At 43.8% G+C, this 18,945-nt stretch carries 20 protein-coding genes and 3 pseudogenes; 22 read left to right on the forward strand and 1 reads right to left on the reverse strand.

The genetic code is table 11. The annotated features are described in order from the left end of the window. Nucleotides 1-187 precede the first annotated feature (187 nt). The 5 genes and pseudogenes from ACKA06_RS14220 to ACKA06_RS14240 all read left to right on the forward strand — a co-directional run. Nucleotides 188-982, forward strand: a pseudogene (locus ACKA06_RS14220) (ribonucleotide reductase N-terminal alpha domain-containing protein); the annotation flags it as partial. Between the two features lie 315 nt (nt 983-1,297). Continuing rightward, nucleotides 1,298-1,948: pseudogene (locus tag ACKA06_RS14225) on the forward strand (vitamin B12-dependent ribonucleotide reductase); the annotation flags it as partial. Between the two features lie 211 nt (nt 1,949-2,159). Further along, nucleotides 2,160-3,092, forward strand: a complete 933-nt coding sequence (locus ACKA06_RS14230) for a PDDEXK family nuclease (RefSeq protein WP_411159939.1) — start codon at nt 2,160-2,162, stop codon at nt 3,090-3,092. Between the two features lie 59 nt (nt 3,093-3,151). Further along, nucleotides 3,152-4,276: pseudogene (locus ACKA06_RS14235) on the forward strand (vitamin B12-dependent ribonucleotide reductase); the annotation flags it as partial. Between the two features lie 139 nt (nt 4,277-4,415). After that, entirely contained in the window at nt 4,416-5,297 is an 882-nt protein-coding gene (locus tag ACKA06_RS14240) for a patatin-like phospholipase family protein (RefSeq protein WP_411159940.1), read from the forward strand. Between the two features lie 23 nt (nt 5,298-5,320). Here the strand turns inward: ACKA06_RS14240 and ACKA06_RS14245 are convergent, their stop codons facing one another. Next, on the reverse strand, nt 5,321-5,704 hold the full coding sequence (locus ACKA06_RS14245; RefSeq protein WP_231938018.1) for an SA1362 family protein: 384 nt from the start codon (nt 5,702-5,704) through the stop codon (nt 5,321-5,323). Between the two features lie 317 nt (nt 5,705-6,021). On the opposite strand from ACKA06_RS14245, the gene ACKA06_RS14250 reads away from it, so the two are divergent. The 17 genes from ACKA06_RS14250 (at nt 6,022) to folD (ending at nt 18,930) form a co-directional block, all read left to right on the forward strand. Beyond that, nucleotides 6,022-6,579 carry a YqhR family membrane protein gene (locus tag ACKA06_RS14250; protein WP_052011528.1) on the forward strand — a complete coding sequence of 186 codons (558 nt, stop codon included), beginning with the start codon at nt 6,022-6,024 and terminating at the stop codon, nt 6,577-6,579. 89 nt (nt 6,580-6,668) lie between these two features. After that, entirely contained in the window at nt 6,669-7,130 is a 462-nt protein-coding gene (gene aroQ, locus ACKA06_RS14255) for a type II 3-dehydroquinate dehydratase (RefSeq protein WP_058297725.1), read from the forward strand. Then, nucleotides 7,120-8,184 (forward strand): M24 family metallopeptidase, encoded by a 1,065-nt coding sequence (locus ACKA06_RS14260; protein ID WP_032087745.1) that lies wholly within the window; start codon nt 7,120-7,122, stop codon nt 8,182-8,184. Before aroQ ends, ACKA06_RS14260 begins: the two co-directional genes overlap by 11 nt. A 39-nt stretch (nt 8,185-8,223) precedes the next feature. Continuing rightward, nucleotides 8,224-8,781 carry an elongation factor P gene (efp, locus tag ACKA06_RS14265; RefSeq protein ID WP_058297723.1) on the forward strand — a complete coding sequence of 186 codons (558 nt, stop codon included), beginning with the start codon at nt 8,224-8,226 and terminating at the stop codon, nt 8,779-8,781. Nucleotides 8,782-9,383: 602 nt separating this feature from the next. Next, entirely contained in the window at nt 9,384-10,307 is a 924-nt protein-coding gene (gene spoIIIAA / locus ACKA06_RS14270; RefSeq protein ID WP_032087747.1) for a stage III sporulation protein AA, read from the forward strand. Next, nucleotides 10,308-10,823, forward strand: a complete 516-nt coding sequence (spoIIIAB, locus tag ACKA06_RS14275) for a stage III sporulation protein SpoIIIAB (protein ID WP_064564157.1) — start codon at nt 10,308-10,310, stop codon at nt 10,821-10,823. A gap of 72 nt (nt 10,824-10,895) precedes the next feature. Beyond that, entirely contained in the window at nt 10,896-11,102 is a 207-nt protein-coding gene (spoIIIAC, locus tag ACKA06_RS14280; protein ID WP_006838772.1) for a stage III sporulation protein AC, read from the forward strand. 14 nt (nt 11,103-11,116) lie between these two features. After that, on the forward strand, nt 11,117-11,509 hold the full coding sequence (gene spoIIIAD / locus ACKA06_RS14285; protein ID WP_098151200.1) for a stage III sporulation protein AD: 393 nt from the start codon (nt 11,117-11,119) through the stop codon (nt 11,507-11,509). A 25-nt stretch (nt 11,510-11,534) separates the two neighbouring features. Further along, the gene (spoIIIAE, locus tag ACKA06_RS14290) at nt 11,535-12,728 is read left to right on the forward strand and encodes a stage III sporulation protein AE (RefSeq protein ID WP_411159941.1); all 1,194 of its coding nucleotides are present in this window, start codon (nt 11,535-11,537) and stop codon (nt 12,726-12,728) included. Nucleotides 12,729-12,742: 14 nt separating this feature from the next. After that, on the forward strand, nt 12,743-13,345 hold the full coding sequence (gene spoIIIAF / locus ACKA06_RS14295) for a stage III sporulation protein AF (RefSeq protein WP_411159942.1): 603 nt from the start codon (nt 12,743-12,745) through the stop codon (nt 13,343-13,345). A gap of 7 nt (nt 13,346-13,352) precedes the next feature. Continuing rightward, the gene (gene spoIIIAG, locus ACKA06_RS14300) at nt 13,353-14,003 is read left to right on the forward strand and encodes a stage III sporulation protein AG (RefSeq protein WP_411159943.1); all 651 of its coding nucleotides are present in this window, start codon (nt 13,353-13,355) and stop codon (nt 14,001-14,003) included. 14 nt (nt 14,004-14,017) lie between these two features. After that, nucleotides 14,018-14,569: a SpoIIIAH-like family protein gene (locus ACKA06_RS14305; RefSeq protein ID WP_058297718.1), complete on the forward strand. Its 552-nt coding sequence runs from the start codon at nt 14,018-14,020 to the stop codon at nt 14,567-14,569. Nucleotides 14,570-15,211: 642 nt separating this feature from the next. Further along, a complete protein-coding gene (gene accB / locus ACKA06_RS14310) occupies nt 15,212-15,718 on the forward strand; it encodes an acetyl-CoA carboxylase biotin carboxyl carrier protein (protein WP_411159944.1) in 507 nt (168 codons plus the stop codon). A 15-nt stretch (nt 15,719-15,733) separates the two neighbouring features. Further along, the gene (accC, locus tag ACKA06_RS14315; protein ID WP_032087755.1) at nt 15,734-17,086 is read left to right on the forward strand and encodes an acetyl-CoA carboxylase biotin carboxylase subunit; all 1,353 of its coding nucleotides are present in this window, start codon (nt 15,734-15,736) and stop codon (nt 17,084-17,086) included. 24 nt (nt 17,087-17,110) lie between these two features. Next, nucleotides 17,111-17,521, forward strand: coding sequence for an Asp23/Gls24 family envelope stress response protein (locus ACKA06_RS14320; protein WP_032087756.1), 411 nt, complete (start codon nt 17,111-17,113; stop codon nt 17,519-17,521). 137 nt (nt 17,522-17,658) lie between these two features. After that, complete coding sequence (gene nusB / locus ACKA06_RS14325; RefSeq protein ID WP_064564149.1) at nt 17,659-18,042, forward strand: transcription antitermination factor NusB; 384 nt, start codon at nt 17,659-17,661, stop codon at nt 18,040-18,042. A 21-nt stretch (nt 18,043-18,063) separates the two neighbouring features. After that, nucleotides 18,064-18,930: a bifunctional methylenetetrahydrofolate dehydrogenase/methenyltetrahydrofolate cyclohydrolase FolD gene (gene folD / locus ACKA06_RS14330; RefSeq protein WP_214871836.1), complete on the forward strand. Its 867-nt coding sequence runs from the start codon at nt 18,064-18,066 to the stop codon at nt 18,928-18,930. Nucleotides 18,931-18,945 lie beyond the last annotated feature (15 nt).

An 18,945-nucleotide genomic window follows, 5' to 3' on the forward strand; every position in this document is an offset into this window, starting at 1 on the left:
GTCGTTTGACAAAAAAATAATTTTCTGTCCGCAACACAATATATGGTGTGTCGAAAAATATATAATACACCATATATTGTGTTTATTTATTGATTTTAAAATAAGCATATGATAACGTATTAATTGCAAATAGAAAACAAGCTAAAACAAAATAAAAGAAACATTTATGGTAGAAGGAGCTGTCTATATGACTGTTGCGTCGAAAAAAACGATGAAATTGAACAAGGAAAGATTGAATCAGGATATTGGATTGTTTCCTCAAGTGCATCCTATCACCCCGGATATGAAAACCACTCACAAAGGTGTATCCCGCTTGGTAATGATTGACCGTTATTCTTTCAAAGATACTGAAAAGATCACTCTCTCAGAAGGCGATTTTGTCGTACTGACAATCAAAGAGGACCCTAAGTTCCCTGCAAGGGGCCTTGGGTACATTACAGCCATTGATTGGGAAAACAAAAAAGCGGATGTCTGGATCGAAGAGGAATACAGAAGTGCGATTGATAAACCGCATGAAATTGAAACGGGCGTAGTGACTCGTACACTGGATGTCATTGAGAAACCATTGGAAGTCTACTATGAACAAATTGCAAAGCGAAACGCAACAGGCTTGGCCGAAGTAGAAAAAACCCCTGAAAAGAGAAAAGAATGGTTTGAAAAGTTTTATCATGAGCTCGTCAACTTGCATTTCGTACCTGCTGGACGTGTTTTGTACGGAGCAGGTGCAGGGACGGACGTAACTTATTTCAACTGTTACGTGATGCCGTTCGTAGAAGATTCGCGTGAAGGGATCTCCGAGCACCGCAAGCAGGTAATGGAAATCATGAGCCGCGGCGGAGGTGTCGGAACGAATGGATCGACTCTAAGACCGCGCAACACGCTGGCAAAAGGAGTTAATGGTAAATCCTCGGGATCCGTGTCCTGGCTGGATGACATCGCGAAACTGACTCACTTGGTCGAGCAAGGCGGATCAAGACGTGGTAAAGCAGCTTAAGTGCCTCGTCTATAAATAAACCTCGTGAATTGCTGGAAACTCTTTTATGACTTATTGGCTACAACGTGACTGGAAACGGTGAGCGTGAATGCTTAAAAACAATAAGTGGATAAAGACAATCAGCAGCCAAGCTCCTAATTAGGAGAAGGTTCAACGACCATCGAAACCACGTGTAAAAGCGGAAGGGAGTAGAGTAGGGGCCAAGCGGTTCCGAAGTGCGAGGACATTCATTATTTGAATGTAAGATATGGTCTGAACTCTATGGTGACATAGAGAACTGGTGTAGCGAACTAGTGCAACAAATTGGCTCAAATGATCATGCTTTCAGATTGGCATCCTGACATCATTGAATTCATCATCTCTAAAATGCAGAATCCGCGCATCCTGCGCTATCTGCTTGAAAATACAGAGGATGAGAATATCAAGAAGGCAGCAGAAGATAAATTGAAATTCACTCCCCTGACAGAGCAGGAAGAGGCGATGTATCAGGGAATCATCAACTATAAACAGATTCCGGGCTACGGCGGATTCGACGAGAAGATCATCAAGAATGCCGAGGAAAAGCTGCGGACGGGCGGTACATACAGTGTACACAACCCGGAATTCCTGACAGGCGCCAACATCTCTGTCTGCCTGACAAGCGATTTCATGGATGCGGTCGAAAAAGACGAAGAATATGAACTGCGCTTCCCTGATGTAGAGAGTTATGATGCCGACCAGATGAAGTATTATAACGAAAATTGGCATGAAGTCGGAGATGTCCGAGAATGGGAAAAGCTTGGCTACAAGGTAAGGACATACAAAAAAATCAAGGCGAAAGAACTTTGGAACCTGGTTAATGTTTGTGCAACATACTCTGCAGAACCGGGAATCTTCTTTATTGATAATGCGAACGATATGACCAACGCAAAAGCATACGGTCAGAAAGTTGTTGCAACAAACCCATGTGGTAAATAGTTTGCCTCATGTAAAACATTGCGGAATTAAGCGGGAACCCTGAGATGGGAATCCGAACCGAAGGCTAAAGGTAAAGCTTTAGTCAGGGGCAACGCATAGAAGGTGAACCTGTATAAAACAGAATATAATCCTTCCACGAGGCCGCAACATTGCGAACATATTTCCTTTCTGGTATAAACATTCCCCTAACTATTAAGAGGTGGAGAAGATGAATAGAGGATATGCTGGCTTTTATAAGGGACACTATTTGAGAAGCTCCTATGAATATGCATACGCTATTTATCTTGACTATCACTCAATCCATTGGGGATATGAAGAAAGCACCTATAGAATAGGAAATAGAACCTATAAACCTGATTTCTTTTTATACAATCAAAACCAAAAATTAATTAAAATAGTTGAAATAAAGTCCAGAAACACTAAAGCTAAGGCTGAAGCCAGAAAGGCTCTAGCTTTAATACAAAAGTGTTATCAAATTGATTGTGAGCTGCTCTCTTACGAAGAACTCTTAAACCTTTATAAAACTTTGCCCTTTACTTTAAATTCAGTAATAACCCGGTGGTTAAATGATGAAAACACAACCATCAATAAATCTGCTTCAGGAAAACTAAACGCCCACTTCAACATGAAACACAGTGAGGAAGCTAAAAGAAAAATTGGTGAACATACAAAACGGAGGTGGGCCTCAGACAGTATTACCCGAAGCAGAATGCGGGAAGGATTAAAAAGGGGTGGAGTGAAAAAAGGGTATATTCGAATTCCTAGAGAGAAGAGAGAGTGCCGAGTATGTTCTAAAGGTATTGAAGTTTTAGTCACTTCCACGCAGAGATTTTGTAGTCGGGCATGTTCAGGAAAAGTTGCTATAAAAAATGCAACTAAACGATATGTGGAAAAAAGAAGTTATATCCATGAATGCATAAAGGACTACATTATTCAATGGTCTTTGGCCAATAAAGATATTGTTTTAAATACTCCATTGAATAAAATCAGCCCTGCAATCTCTGCTTTAGTGGAAAACATCCATAATCAATTTGGAGTAAAGGACCTTAGAGTAATTTCAAAAGCAGTCTTTGGTGAAGATCGTGGCAGGAAAGAACTTATCAGGTTTATGAAAAAGGTTTGCAATGAAAAGGTATGCTGAACTTACGGGAATGCAACCGTAAGAACTACCAGATAAAAAGCTGGTAGGATAACAAATTGGAACAACCCCTCGCACCATTTTCAGTCTGCAACCTGGCAGCCGTCAATTTGGCCCGTTTCGCAGACAAGGATACAAAGAAAGTGGATTTTGAAAAATTGAAGCAAACCGTTGAAGTCGGCGTGCGTATGCAGGATAACGTCATTGATGCAACGCCTTACTTCCTGGAAGAAAATAAGAAACAGGCACTTGGTGAACGCCGCGTCGGCCTTGGCGTCATGGGTCTTGCAGACCTTCTGATCTATTGTGAAAAAGAGTATGGTTCTGAAGCAGGAAACAAGCTTGTGGATGAAGTGTTCGAGGTCATCGCGACCACGGCTTACCGTGCTTCCGTGGAACTTTCCAAGGAAAAAGGAAGCTTCCCGTTCCTTACAGGGGAAACAGAAGAAGAGACTGAAAGGCTGAGAAAAGCCTTCATCAATACTGGGTTCATGCAAAAGATGCCTGAAGATGTACGAGGAAACATCCTTGAGCACGGTATCCGAAACTCCCATTTATTGACGGTTGCCCCTACAGGATCAACCGGAACGATGGTCGGGGTATCGACCGGGCTTGAACCGTACTTCTCCTTCACGTATTACAGAAGCGGGCGCCTAGGTAAATTCATTGAAGTGAAAGCGGATATCGTGGAGGATTACCTGAAACGCAATCCTGAAGCGGATGCAAATGACCTCCCTGAATGGTTCATTTCTTCGATGAATCTCGCACCGGAAGCGCATGCCGATGTTCAGTGCGTCATTCAGAACTGGATCGACAGCTCCATTTCCAAAACGGTAAATGCACCAAGAGGATATACAGTGGAAGAAGTACAGAAAGTGTATGAAAGACTGTACAAAGGCGGTGCGAAAGGCGGTACTGTTTACGTTGACGGAAGCCGTGACTCGCAGGTCCTAACGCTGAAAGCAGAAGAGAACAGCTTTGACGAAGAAGAAGTCCAAGAAGAAGTGAAAACCCAAAGCAAACCGATTGTACTTCTGGACACGATCCAGGATGTGCGCTCGACTGACGTGACGATCGGCTCTGAAGTCGGAAATACTTGTCCGGTATGCCGGAAAGGTACCGTCCAGGACATGGGCGGCTGCAATACCTGTACCAATTGCGGTGCACAGTTGAAATGCGGTCTGTAAGAATATGTTCGAACTGGAGAGGGGATTTTTCCTCTCCTTTTTTATGTGTATGACCGATTCCCCAGGAGCATTAAAGGTTCTAAACCGCGCATTCCTCACTTAAAAATATACTATATACAGCTTTGAAGGAGGGGCGCCTTTGGAAATAGATGGAGTGTTTTCCGGCGGAGGGGTTAAAGGGCTCGCCTTGATAGGTGCCTGCCAGGCAATCGAAGAAAGAGGGTTACAGTTAAAGAGAGTGGCGGGAACAAGTGCAGGTGCGATCATTGCTGCATTTATTGCGGCAGGATATAAGAGCACAGAGATGAAAAATATAATGGAAGAGATGGATATCAAGAAATTATTGGACTCAAATGCACTCATCTCCCTGCCTTTTATCAAGTGGTTCAGGGTCTATTACCGGCTGGGATTATATAAAGGAGCGGCTCTTGAAAACTGGATCGAGCAAAAGCTTAAAGCAAGGGGAATTTATACATTTGCAGACCTTCCGGAAAAATCGCTCAGGGTCATTGCTTCCGATTTATCGAATGGGAGGCTTCTTGTATTGCCGGATGATCTTGAGAAATACGGCATTGCCCCGCAGACATTTCCGGTTGCGAGGGCAGTCAGGATGAGCGCGAGTCTGCCGTACTTTTTTGAACCTGTAAAGCTCCGGTCGCTCGAGGGCACCAGTCTACTTGTGGACGGGGGTGTGCTCAGTAATTTTCCAATGTGGCTGTTTGACAGGGAGAATATTAAAAAGACCCGCCCTGTCATAGGGGTGAAGCTGAGTCTTAATTACCTCCAGCGTCCAAAGAAAAAAATCAATAATGCAATTGACCTCTACAGTGCTCTGTTCCAGACGATGAAAGATGCGCATGATTCAAGATATATTTCCAGGAAGCATGAGAAAAATGTTATCTTTATCCCGACAGAGGGCGTGCAGACCACGGAATTTGAGTTATCCAATGAAGGAAAGAGTGAATTATTTGAAACGGGAAAGTACAAAGGAGAGCTTTTCCTGAAACAATGGACCTTTTGAAAAAAAACAATCGGGCATCGATTTTAAAAAGATGCCCGATTGTTTTTTTTATTCTTTTTTCCTTCAATGACCGTTAAGTTCGCACTGGATTTTTTTCGGTGGGAACGTTTTTTTGAAAGCTGGGAAACAGTCGGTCTATGGGACTTTGCGGTAGTCGATTTTTTCTTTAATCTCTTTTTTGATTGTTTGGCTGCTTTAAGAAACGCTCTTTGTTCGCTGCTGCCTGCGCTGCTTCTCTTGCTGAACCATTTCCGGTAAATAAAGAAAATGATTCCGATGACGGCGGCCGTGACCAGAATGTTACGCAGAAGTCCAAGGGGATTTTCGATCAGCCAGGATCCCAATCCTAAAATCGCTAAAAATAATAAGGTGAAAACCAGGATATTCCGAGCGTTCAACAAAGCCACCTCCTTATGATTCAATGATTCTTAATCCTTTATATTAGTATTGTAGACAATATTTATTCATTTTAATCGTCAATTTGGGTAGATTTTCATATGAGGGGTACTGGTGTGATAGTATACTTATTCACGTAATCACCGCTCATTAAACCTTTGAAAGTTCGACCATATTCCATGAGATGGGGGATGGTCCTTATCCTTTATTTTACTAAAAATTCTCAAAAAGAGCCAGACTGCGAAGTCGAAAAAATGAAATCAGCTTAAAAGGAATTTTATGCAAATGTTTGAAGGAATGGGACATACTATGAACGGAGGTGTTCTGGATGTCCGAACAAAATAATCAGGCTGAAAAAGTGAAAGGTGATCAAACCAATCCCGCACTGGAACAAAATCAAAGTGAAAAGCCGATGTCGTTTATAGGAATGGTCATGTTGACCGGGTTTATAGGCGGTTTGATATGGAGTTCAATTGCCTATCTTTGTTATTATTTTTCCTTTACCAAACTCGAACCAAATATTATCTTCGAACCCTGGGCAGTCGGTGACTGGAGGGAAAGATGGATAGGCATCATTTTATCTATACTGGCCTATGGAATCATCTCTATCGGTGTAGCCCTGGTCTATTATGGTGTACTCAGAAAGTTCAAATCAATGTGGGTGGGAGCAGGTTATGGGATTGTACTCTTTTTTACCGTCTTCCTGCTGTTAAGACCTCTTTTCCCGAGCATAAAATCATTTGCAGCAATCGATTATCATACGTTGATCACATCCCTTTGCATCTACATCCTGTACGGGGTCTTTATCGGATATTCGATATCATATGAGGAGAATGAGCTGAGACATGAGGAACAAAAGCAAAAGTCAGGGGAAATGGCTCGTTAACGTCCTATTATCAGATAATTTAGTAGGTAGATGGAATAGGTTTATGTTAGAATGTTCATGTTGAACATTCTTTTTTTTAGGGGTTATCTATGAAAAAAATCTTATTATTAAACGGACCTAACCTAAACCGGTTAGGAAAAAGGGAACCCGAAATCTATGGTCACACCACACTTCAGGAACTGGAAACAAATCTGAAGGAAAAAGCTGAGGAAAAAGGCTGGCAGTTACTTTCCGCTCAATCGAACCATGAAGGGGAAATGATTGATTATATCCATGAAGCTGAGGATGAAGGGGTCGCCGGTATCATTTTGAATCCGGGTGCCTTTACACATTACTCATATGCTTTGAGAGATGGAGTGGCTTCTGTGTCAGTACCTGTCATTGAAGTCCACATTTCCAATATCCATCAGCGTGAAAATTTCAGGCATCATTCCGTCATTGCCGCCGAAACAATCGGGCAGATCGTCGGACTGGGACTGCATGGGTATGAACTGGCCTTGGAGGCAATTATTCATTACATAAAAGGGAGAGTGCAAGGGGATGAAAATTGATCGATTGCGCAATACATTTTCTGAAAGCGGTATAGACGGGATGCTGATCACGAGCCCATACAACCGCCGTTACATGACGAACTTTACTGGATCTGCAGGTGTTGTTCTGATATCAGGCGAAAAGGCTCTTTTCATAACAGATTTCCGATACACGGAACAGGCTGCGGAACAGGCTGCTGATTATGAAATTGTCCAGCACACAGGTCCCATCCAGGAAGAAGTCGCTAAACAAGTCTCTAAGTTAGGAATCAACAAGCTCGGTTTTGAAAAAAATTATATGACTTACAGTGCATTCGAGGGTTACCGGAAAGTGCTGGAAGCCGAACTTGTACCTGTCGCGGGTACGATTGAAAAGTTACGCTTGATTAAGACACCTGAAGAGCTTAAGATAATTAAGGATGCGGCGGACATTGCGGATGCAGCATTCAAGCATATATTGGATTTCATCAAGCCGGGTGTAACGGAGCTGGAAGTGTCAAATGAGCTGGAGTTCTTTATGAGAAAAGCCGGTGCTGTTTCTTCATCGTTTGATACAATCGTGGCTTCTGGGAACCGATCAGCACTTCCGCACGGTGTAGCAAGCGATAAAGTCATCGAAAAAGGTGATTTTGTTACATTGGATTATGGTGCATACTATAAAGGATATTGTTCTGACATGACGCGTACCCTGGCCGTAGGTGAACCGAGTGAAAAACTGAAGGAAATTTATGATGTCGTACTTCAATCGCAGCTTCTGGCCATGGAGAAAATCAAGCCGGGCATGACAGGTAAAGAAGCAGATGCGATTGCACGCGATTACATAACAGAAAAAGGTTATGGTGAGTGCTTTGGACATTCGCTGGGACATGGAATCGGTCTTGAAGTTCATGAGGGACCCGGTCTTTCCTCCCGTTCCGAAGCAGTACTTGAGCCTGGCATGATTGTAACGGTTGAACCGGGAGTGTACGTACCTGGGGTCGGCGGTGTACGTATTGAAGATGATACGCTCATCACTGAGGATTCCAATGAAACATTGACACACTCAACTAAAGATCTAATCATTCTACCATTTTAGTCCTTGAAAGAGGTCTAATTGACAATAGGAGGAACAAACATGATTTCAGTAAATGATTTTCGTACAGGTTTAACGATCGAAGTAGATAACGGCATTTGGAGAGTTATGGATTTCCAACATGTTAAACCGGGAAAAGGAGCGGCATTCGTACGCTCAAAACTTCGCAACCTTCGTACCGGAGCAGTGCAGGAAAAGACTTTCCGTGCAGGTGAAAAAGTGGCGAAAGCCCAAATCGACAACCGCAGGATGCAATACTTGTATGCCAATGGCGATATGCACGTGTTCATGGATAATGAAAGTTACGAACAAATCGAATTACCTGCAGCATCCATAGAATATGAATTGAAATTCCTCAAGGAAAATATGGAAGTTCAAATCATGATGTATGAAGGGGAGACTCTTGGAGTCGAGCTTCCGAACACAGTTGAACTGACGGTAACGGAAACTGAACCCGGTATCAAAGGAGACACAGCTTCAGGCGGTTCAAAGCCTGCCACAGTAGAAACCGGGCTTGTTGTAAACGTACCGTTCTTCGTGAACGAAGGAGATGTGCTCGTTATCAATTCAACGGACGGGACATACGTGTCACGAGGATAAACCCATATCGAAAAACAAAAACCAGAAGCCTGGACAGATCAAACTCTGTCCAGGCTTTTTTTGATCGTTATTGCTTTATTCCCGTACTGCAGCAGCGAGGGTCGTGCCTTTTAATTAGTATCTAATAGTGGAAAAAGCATGCTCTCATGGTGGTGTGCAGCCATTTTTTTTTGCTGTGGTTTAATGGTTAAAATTGGTAATCGATGGAATTATTCGGAGAATTAAAAGAATAATTGTGGAAATTCGAAGAATATAGGTGAAAATTAAAAGATTACCGACTGTATTTCGAAGATTATGCCCCGATTCCGAAACATTTTCCATTTCGATTCCAATTTTACATGCACCTATCCTCTATTTCACTCTTTACGGTTCCTTTAAAAAAGCCCCGGTCCGCAAACTAAACTAAAATACCCCTGCAAATAGCTTCAATCCACCAATTTATTCTAAAACTGATGCTTCAATCCACTTCACAATCGCTATTCTCTCCAGGATGAGTCATATTCTTACTTTCAAAGAATACATTGTATTATCTGGGGGCTTGTACGCCGGTATGGGAAAACTCAACCGAAAAGCCCGGTGGAAAAAGATTAGGAGGTACCTTCATGCAAGAAGTTCTAGCCCTGCTACCCAGCACCATTTCCGAAAAAATCCTTTCCCTTCCACAAGACATACTGGATACAGCCGAAGAAATCAGAGTCCGTACTAACAGAGTATTGGAAGTCACGGCAAGGGGGAAACCCTTCTTTCTTCCTTACAACGTCACACTTGAAGACTCTGAACAGCTGATCAATAAACTTTCGCATCATTCTTTTTATACACTCGAGGAAGAGCTCAAAAGAGGCTACATCACAATTGATGGTGGACACCGTGTGGGGCTTGCCGGAAAAGTCATACTAGAAGGCGGAGCCGTAAAAGGGATACGTCACCTGGCCTCTTTTAATATCCGTATTGCCAGACAGAAAATCGGGATTGCAGACCCGCTGCTTCCGTTCGTGTATGACGGGAGCTGGAAGCAAACAATGATCATCGGTTCACCGCAGACGGGGAAAACCACACTGTTAAGAGATCTTGCGCGGATCATATCAACAGGTGATCCTCATAAAAAGATCCCTCCATATAAAGTGGGGATCGTGGATGAACGATCTGAAATAGCGGGCTGTGTAAATGGGGTTCCCCAACTTTTATTCGGTCCGAGGGTCGATGTCCTTGACGCATGCCCCAAAGCAGAAGGAATGATGATGCTCATCCGTTCCATGAGTCCGGATGTTTTGATTGTCGATGAAATTGGGCGCGCGGAAGACGGAGAGGCCATACAGGAAGCAGTAAATGCAGGCATTACTTTAATGATGACCATTCATGGAGCTTCGTTTGAGGAAGTGAAAAAGAGACCTGTCATCAAAGAAATCATCGGTATGCAGAGTATTGAAAGATTCATTGAGCTTAATAGAGATACAGACCCTGGACAAGTATCAAAAGTATTGAATGAGCATGGAGAATCTCTTTTGAATAAAGTGGGTGTGACATGAATGATAAAAATTATAGGAGCAATCTTTATTCTTCTTTCTACATCGTGGGCGGGTTTTGAAGTATCCAAGTATCTTACAGAAAGGCCAAGGCAGTTAAGACTGCTTAAAGTTGCCCTGCAATCTCTTGAAGCGGAAATAACCTACAGCCATACCCCGCTCCATGAAGCGGCCAGAAAAATATCCAAACAGCTTCAAAAACCGGTTTCGTGGTTTTTTGAAGGTTTCTCAAAAAAATTGACCGCACAGGAGATATCAGTCAAGAAAGCCTGGGAAGACAGCCTTGATGAAGTGTGGAAATTGACGGCTTTCAAAACGGGAGAATATGAAATCATGAAGCAGTTCGGGGAAAACCTCGGAAAACATGATCTGGTCACCCAGCAGAAGCATATCCATCTCGCATTGAAGCATTTGGAACGCGAAGAGACCGAAGCGGTGGAAAGACAAAGAAAATATGAAAAAATGACAAAAAGCCTGGGATTTTTATCGGGCCTTCTTCTGATCATCCTGCTGCTTTAATTTATCGCAGCAAACATTTGACAGGCCGGGATGACCCGCAATGTGCGAAAAAGAAAAGCAGGAGGGAAAAGTATGGGAATCGATGTGGATATCATATTTAAAATTGCAGGGGTGGGAATAGTCGTCGCCTTCTTGCACACCATCTTGGACCAGGTGGGAAAAAAAGAATACGCACAATGGGTCACGCTTTTCGGATTTATCTATATTCTGTTCATGGTTGCTTCCATCGTGGATGACTTATTCCAGAAAATAAAATCGGTCTTTCTATTTCAAGGGTAAAGGGGGAGTCTGCGATTGAGATCATTCAAATCGTCGGTATCGCACTTGTATCCACCTTTCTTGCGCTGATCGTAAAAGAACAAAAGCCTAACTTTGCATTTTTGCTCATCGTATTCGTCGGCTGCTCTATATTCCTTTTTTTGATCGATCAGATTTATACCATCATTCATATGCTTGAGAAGCTCGCGGCAAATGCCAACGTGAACCTTGTCTATGTTGAAACGATCCTGAAGATCATAGGCATCGCTTATATAGCCGAATTCGCTTCCCATATTACAAAGGATGCAGGCCAGGGGGCGATCGCTGCCAAGGTGGAGCTCGCGGGTAAGATACTGATCCTGGCAATGGCCGTACCGATTCTGACAGTAATCATAGAAACAATCATCAACATGATTCCGACCGGATGATTGAAGATGAAAGAGGTGGAAAAAATTGCAGCAATACTATCGAACACTCGTCATCGCATTGCTTTTATTCATCATGGGTCCTTACGCTGTACAGGCTGAAGGCAGCAGTGAAGAGGGGAATCCAGGTTTTCAGGAAGGGGTCGTGACCCAGCAGCTCGATGATCTGGGCATAGACGAACTGAAAAGCTTTTGGACAAGCATCGTGGATGAATATGGCGGCTATCTCCCCGAGAGTCAAAAAGGGAGCCTGATGGACTTCATCCAGGGGGAGAAAGAATTTTCAATGAAAGCCTGGTTCAGCGGTATATTGAAGTTTGCATTCCAAGAACTGGTGATGAATGGGAAGCTGTTGGGGACATTGATTCTTCTCACAATTCTGAGCATGTTCCTCCAATCGCTCCAAAACGCCTTTGAAGGAGGGAATGTAAGCAAGGTCGCATATGGAATCATCTTCATGGTGCTGATCATCATCGCCTTGAACAGCTTTCACGTCGCGATTGATTATACGCAGGAAGCGATTTCGACGATGATTAATTTCATCATCGCCCTCATCCCCCTGCTGCTTGCATTGATCGCCGCTTCCGGAGGGGTCGTATCAGCCGCATTCTTCCATCCGGTCATCCTTTTTCTGATGAACACAAGCGGCCTGCTGATCCAGAATGTCGTCCTGCCGCTTTTATTCCTTTCCGCACTATTGAGCATAGTCAGCACACTCTCGCCGCATTATAAAGTGACACAGCTTGCCAACTTACTGCGCACATGGAGCATCGGCCTGCTCGGGGTATTCATGACGGTATTCCTCGGCGTCATCTCTGTGCAGGGTGCAACCGCGGCCGTAACCGACGGAATCACGATCCGTACCGCTAAATTCATTACCGGCAACTTTGTCCCTGTCATCGGAAGAATGTTTACGGATGCCGCCGATACCGTCATCAGCGCATCCGTACTTCTGAAGAATACGGTAGGGATAGCGGGTGTTGCAATCGTTCTGATCATCGCGGCATTCCCCGCCATTAAAATCCTGATGATCGCCTTTATTTATAAACTGGCCGCCGCACTGCTCCAGCCGCTCGGGGGCGGTCCGGTCATCGATTGTCTGGATACGATCGCAAAGAGTGTAATTTATGTATTTGCGGCGCTGGCTATAGTCTCATTCATGTTCTTCTTGAGCATTACCGTCATCATTGCAGCCGGAAATATAACCATGATGGTTCGATGAAGGGGGAAGCTTAGATGTCATTCCTGACTGAATGGATCACCAATATAATCGTTTTCGTATTGTTGGCAACCGTCATCGATATGCTTCTACCGAGCTCAAGTATGCAGAAGTACGTCAAGATCGTGACAGGATTGTTGTTGATTACGATCATCCTCACTCCATTACTAAAGCTGCTGACCTCGGATGTTGATACAGTCATAGATTCCTTTCGGATTAGCGGTACTTCTCAGAATAATTCCGTAGAAAATTTAATAGAAATGAAGAAAAAAGAAATACAAGCCTCACAACGTGCATATATTTTAGAACAGATGGCTGTCCAAATGAAACAAGAAGCTGAAAAGGAGTTGATGGAGAAGAGCGGAAAAGTCATTAATAAGGTTAATATTGCTGCATCTGATTTGGAAAACATCCCAGACAGCATCACGGAAGTGACGGTCTATCTCTCAGAAAAAAAAGAGGAACAGGCCATTGAAGCCGTCCGGCATGTGGAGATCGATACAGGAGATAAGACGAGATCGGAAAAGACAGTTGAGAATATGTCCCTGGTGACCTCCTTACTAGCAGAAAAGTGGAACCTTTCACCCGAAAAAATAATCATAGCCGAAGGGGGGACTTGAAGCGACAATGAACTTTAGCAAAGGACCCATAACTCTGATAAAAGAATGGCTGTCAAAGGAAAATGCACAAACACCTCCAGAACACAAAAAAGGAAAAAAATTTCAGTATTTTCTGATTGTCCTGCTGCTCGGGGTCGCTTTCATGCTGATCAGTGATCTTTGGAAGAAAGAGCCCAGCATTGCGGTAGACAAGACGCTCCAGGAAGAAGGAGTGGAAAACGTACCTGCATTCGGAAAGGATCATAAGGATGATTCATCGATGCGGAGCTATGAAGACCAATATGAAAACCAGCTGAAAGAAGCGCTCGATCATATAACAGGGGTCAGCGAAGCCCTCGTCGTCGTCAATGTTCAATCCTCTGAACAAAAAGTGTACGAAAAAAATGAAAACAAGCAGTCGCAGCATACGAATGAGGAAGACAAAGAGGGCGGAAAACGGTCGATAGAAGAAAAATCAAGCGAAGAACAGATGGTCGTGATCCAGGACGGGGATAAAGAAGTCCCGGTCATCAGTGAAACGAGAAAACCTAAAGTCAGCGGCGTCCTTGTGGTAGCAAAGGGAGCCGATAATATACAAATCAAAAAAATGATATTGGAAGCTGTTACCCGCGTACTGGATGTCCCGGTTCACAGGGTATCGGTCCAACCTAAAGATTAAGGGGGAAACAATAGATGTTATTAAAAAAACAAACAGTATGGCTTTTAACGATGTTGAGTCTTGTGATCGTCCTATCCGTTTATTACATCACTTCACCTACACAGCAGGTAACGGACATGGCAGCGGAGCAGAACGAAGGCGGCAAGAAAGCGGCAGATAACAAAGAAACAGCGGCAAATGGTGATGTTGAAGTCGTCACAGACTCTGCCGGCAATGAAGTGTTCGAAGCGATGAGAATGGAAGTGGAAGACCAGCGTGCGCAGCTCCGTGAAGAACTTGAAGCGAAAGTCGGCGATCCTGAATTGTCAGCTGAAGAGAAGAGTGCAGCCTACGAACAAATGGAAAATCTCCGGGAATTGGCCATGACTGAATCGGTACTGGAAACAACGATCAAAACGATCGGCTACGACGATGCGCTTGTCAGGGCCAATGGAGACAGCATCCGCATCACTGTCAAAACAGATAAAGAACATACAAAGGCAAATGCCAACGAAATCATCCGACTCGTAATGAGCGAAGTAGGGAACGTAAAACCGGTGGCAGTGGAATTCCAGCCTACAAATTAAAAACTTAAAACATACTAAGACAATATTGTTTTAGTCAAAGTAAAACCCGAATTAGTTTGCTAAAGATGAGGCAAATTAGTTTGGGTTTTTAATTTGTTCAAAGTATATTTAGATTTTTAACCATCAAGCGGTTGATTGGAGTGTAAGACGAAGACTCCTGCGGGAATAGTAGCTTATGGGAGACCTGTCCAGCTCCAGGGCTTAGAGGCACATGTCATAAGTCAAACCGGCCAAGAAGGCAAAGAACGCCTTCGTGACCGATTCGCCTTATGCCACCAGCCTCTAAACAAAGCCCTTCCGCTTTTCTTCCCGCAGGCTTGCCGAGGAGGCTCACGGGCTGCCCGCGGAAAGCGAAGTTTTACACGGAAATCATTAGCGGTATTAAGAACTAACACTGATATTGTTATTCTTTATATGGTAGCTTTTTAGTATTGCCCAACTTCATTTTTATACTGCGTAACACCATTTGACAAAATTCTGCCCCTATTATTTTATTTTTTTGAAAAAAAGAGATAAGATAATAAAGGAGCATGTATGCGCTTTAGAGAATAGCTTGAAACACATATTGAATTTATACGAGGTATTATCGTATGATATTAGTAGCTAGTCATAATCTTTTAAACTATAAGAGGGGTGTCCAAAGTGTTAAAAATTCAAGAAATCCGTGAAATAATAAAGCTTGTCGATAACTCAAGCGTGGACGAGTTTTCATATGAGCATGAAGGTTCAAAAATCGAACTGAAGAAAAACACCGGTTCTGCACATGGAGCGGGGATCGTCCAGGCAGAAGTGAGCCAGCCTGCTCAGCAGGCGGTACAGCAAGCACCTGCCCCTGTTCAAACAGAAGCGGCGGCGCCTGCACCTGCAGAAGAGAAGAAATCCGAAGCTGCAAGTACGGATGATGCAAACCTACATAAAATCACGTCTCCGATGGTAGGGACGTTCTATGCATCTTCATCACCTGATTCCGATGCATATGTGAAAGTCGGATCAAAAGTGGATGACAGCAGTGTTGTCTGTATCGTTGAAGCGATGAAGCTGTTCAACGAAATTGAAGCCGAAGTAAAAGGCGAAATTGTTGAGATCTTGGTGAAAGACGGTCAACTTGTTGAATATGGACAGCCGTTATTCTTAGTCAAACCTGAATAAGGAGCGATAAACGTTATGATAAACAAGGTATTGGTTGCCAATAGAGGAGAAATAGCAGTCAGGATCATCCGTGCCTGCCGCGAATTGAATATAGAAAGTGTGGCTGTTTATTCAGAAGCCGATAAAGAAGCCTTGCACGTCCAGCTTGCCGATGAAGCATACTGCATAGGGCCGACGGCTTCAAAGGACAGTTACCTGAATTTCACGAATATCATTTCCGTGGCAAAACTGACGGACTGTGACGGGATCCATCCGGGATACGGCTTCCTGGCAGAGAACTCAGACTTTGCAGAACTGTGCCGCGAATGCAATATTACATTCATCGGACCTTCGCCTGAAGCCATTTCAAAAATGGGGACAAAGGATGTCGCGCGCGAAACGATGCGTGAAGCGGGAGTGCCGATCGTACCGGGGTCAAAAGGAATCGTAAAAGACGCGGATGAAGCCGTGAAACTGGCGGATTCAATGGGATATCCAGTTATCATCAAAGCCACTGCAGGCGGCGGCGGTAAGGGGATCCGCGTTGCGAAGACAGAGGAAGATCTTGTGAAGGGTGTGAATATCACCCAGCAGGAAGCCATGACGGCATTTGGAAATCCGGGTGTTTATATTGAAAAATTCATCGAAGACTTCAGACACGTTGAAATACAGGTACTTGCCGACAACTTCGGGAATGTGATCCATCTTGGGGAACGTGATTGTACCATTCAGCGCCGTCTTCAAAAATTGATCGAAGAAACACCTTCACCCGCACTGAATGAAGAAATCCGTGCCCAAATGGGTGAGGCCGCAGTAAAAGCCGCCAAAGCGGTTGATTATACCGGGGCAGGCACGGTAGAATTTATATATGACTACAACAATCAGTCATTTTATTTTATGGAGATGAATACACGTATCCAGGTGGAGCATCCTGTGACTGAACAGGTTACAGGGGTGGATTTGATCAAGGAACAGATCAAAGTTGCATCGAATGAGAAACTTTCCCTATCCCAGGAAGAAGTTACGTTCACCGGATGGGCGATGGAGTGCCGGATCAACGCGGAGAATCCTGAAAAGAATTTCATGCCGTCAGCGGGAAGGATAGAAATGTATCTTCCTCCAGGCGGACTTGGCGTAAGAGTGGATTCTGCTGCATATCCTGGTTATATGATCCCTCCATACTATGATAGTATGATTGCGAAGGTCATCACTTATGGAGCGACCCGTGAAGAGACGATCTCACGTATGAAACGGGCTCTGAGTGAATTTGTTGTAGAAGGGGTGCATACGACCATCCCGTTCCATTTGAAATTATTAGAACATGAAACGTTTGTAGGTGGAGAGTTCAATACAAAGTTCTTGGAAAAATATGAAGTAATGAAATCCTAGTGTGAATTTTAGGAGGTGCCTGATATGGCGGAAAATCAAAACCTTTTACAAATGTCTCAAGGCAAAGACGGACTTGGGAAGATAGAAATCGCCCCTGAAGTAATCGAAGTCATTGCCGGAATCGCGGCTTCCGAGGTGGAGGGCGTATCTCAAATGCGTGGAAGCTTCGCGACAGGTGTAGTCGAACGTCTTGGAAAGAAGAACCACGGCAAAGGTGTCAAGGTGGAACTTGCTGAAGAAGGGATCATCATTGATGTATATTGCATCATGAAGTTCGGCGTTTCCATCCCGACTGTTGCTCAAAAGATCCAGGATAATATTCGCCAGGCCCTGTTGAACATGACTGCACTGGATGCAGATGAAGTGAATGTTCATATCGTGGGAGTACAGTTTGAGAACCAGACAATTGAAGCTGAAATCGAAGAAGAAATGTAAATGTATTCAGCAGGGGAGAACGGCCTTTTTAGGGGCCGTTCTTTTTTGTTGCGAGAAAAACGTGCGTACAGGTATCGGTTTATGCTATTATCAAAGGTATGAAAATTGACAAACGATTAAAGGAGTAATTAGAAAATATGAAAAGAAGAGTTGCCCGTGAGAAAGCTCTACAAGCTTTGTTTCAAATAGATATGAGTGATGTGGAACCCGAAGAAGCCCTGACGAATGTGGTAGACGGGGAAGAAGTGGACGCATTCCTGAAGGATATTGTATTCGGTTTTGTGAAAAACCAGGAAACGATTGACGGAAAAATCAGGACTAATTTAGAAAAATGGTCTTTTGACCGCCTTGCCAAGGTAGATCGAAATATATTAAGAATCGGTACGTATGAATTATTATTTGTTGAAGACGTCCCGAACAAAGTCGTTATAAACGAAGCCGTTGAAATTGCCAAAACATTCGGCGACGATCAATCCAGTAAATTCGTAAATGGTGTACTTTCCAAGATAAGCCAATCTTAACAATGAGAGGAGGCTGATGATATGTCAGCTGAACTTATCGATGGCAGGCTCATCGCAAATTATTATCGTGAGCAGCTGCAAGAAACAATCTCTGAATTAAAATCACATGATGTGACTCCGGGACTTGCCGTCATTCTGGTCGGGGACAATCATGCCTCTCACACCTATGTGAGAATGAAGAGGAAAGCTTGCAGCAAGCTGGGGATTCACTCCGAACTTTACCAGTTTGAAGAATCGCTGACACAGGAAGAACTGGTGGATAAAATAGAGGAATTGAATGGGATGGATCATATACACGGCATCCTGGTCCAGCTTCCCCTGCCTCAGCACATAAATCCGATCACCATCATTGAAACCATTTCCCCTTCCAAGGATGTGGATGGATTTCATCCGGTCTCGATCGGTAAGATGGTTACAAATCAGGATACATTCTATTCGTGTACCCCTCTTGGCATCATCAAGATGCTTGAGTATGAAAAGATTGATATCAGTGGAAAACATGTGGTTATATTAGGCAGGAGCAACATCGTCGGTAAGCCTGCAGGCCAATTGTTTCTAAATCGTGATGCAACCGTGACGTATTGCCACTCCAAAACAGTCAATCTCACCGACTACACCAAAAAAGCGGATATTCTTGTGTCGGCTGTCGGAAAAGCAAAGTTTATCGGTGCTGGAGATATTAAAAAAGGGGCTGTGGTCATCGATGTAGGGATGAATCGGGATGAAGAAGGCCGCCTATGCGGCGACGTTGATTTCGAAAGTGCCAGGGAAGCAGCAGGTAAAATAACACCTGTTCCCGGGGGAGTCGGTCCGATGACCATCACGATGCTTCTGTACAATACAGTGAAATCTGCAAGATGGCAGCTGGAAGATCGCCAAAAGAGATGAAAAATAGTACACTAT

Source organism: Rossellomorea oryzaecorticis (genome assembly GCF_045897515.1).
Lineage (GTDB): Bacteria > Bacillota > Bacilli > Bacillales > Bacillaceae_B > Rossellomorea > Rossellomorea enclensis.

Coding starts and splice junctions, on each gene's coding strand:
- ACKA06_RS14230 (WP_411159939.1), top strand. CDS start 2,160: ATGAATAGAGGATATGCTGGCTTTTATAAGGGACACTATTTGAGAAGC.
- ACKA06_RS14250 (WP_052011528.1), top strand. CDS start 6,022: ATGTCCGAACAAAATAATCAGGCTGAAAAAGTGAAAGGTGATCAAACC.
- aroQ (WP_058297725.1), top strand. CDS start 6,669: ATGAAAAAAATCTTATTATTAAACGGACCTAACCTAAACCGGTTAGGA.
- ACKA06_RS14260 (WP_032087745.1), top strand. CDS start 7,120: ATGAAAATTGATCGATTGCGCAATACATTTTCTGAAAGCGGTATAGAC.
- efp (WP_058297723.1), top strand. CDS start 8,224: ATGATTTCAGTAAATGATTTTCGTACAGGTTTAACGATCGAAGTAGAT.
- spoIIIAA (WP_032087747.1), top strand. CDS start 9,384: ATGCAAGAAGTTCTAGCCCTGCTACCCAGCACCATTTCCGAAAAAATC.
- spoIIIAB (WP_064564157.1), top strand. CDS start 10,308: ATGATAAAAATTATAGGAGCAATCTTTATTCTTCTTTCTACATCGTGG.
- spoIIIAC (WP_006838772.1), top strand. CDS start 10,896: ATGGGAATCGATGTGGATATCATATTTAAAATTGCAGGGGTGGGAATA.
- spoIIIAF (WP_411159942.1), top strand. CDS start 12,743: ATGTCATTCCTGACTGAATGGATCACCAATATAATCGTTTTCGTATTG.
- spoIIIAG (WP_411159943.1), top strand. CDS start 13,353: ATGAACTTTAGCAAAGGACCCATAACTCTGATAAAAGAATGGCTGTCA.
- ACKA06_RS14305 (WP_058297718.1), top strand. CDS start 14,018: ATGTTATTAAAAAAACAAACAGTATGGCTTTTAACGATGTTGAGTCTT.
- accC (WP_032087755.1), top strand. CDS start 15,734: ATGATAAACAAGGTATTGGTTGCCAATAGAGGAGAAATAGCAGTCAGG.
- ACKA06_RS14320 (WP_032087756.1), top strand. CDS start 17,111: ATGGCGGAAAATCAAAACCTTTTACAAATGTCTCAAGGCAAAGACGGA.
- nusB (WP_064564149.1), top strand. CDS start 17,659: ATGAAAAGAAGAGTTGCCCGTGAGAAAGCTCTACAAGCTTTGTTTCAA.
- folD (WP_214871836.1), top strand. CDS start 18,064: ATGTCAGCTGAACTTATCGATGGCAGGCTCATCGCAAATTATTATCGT.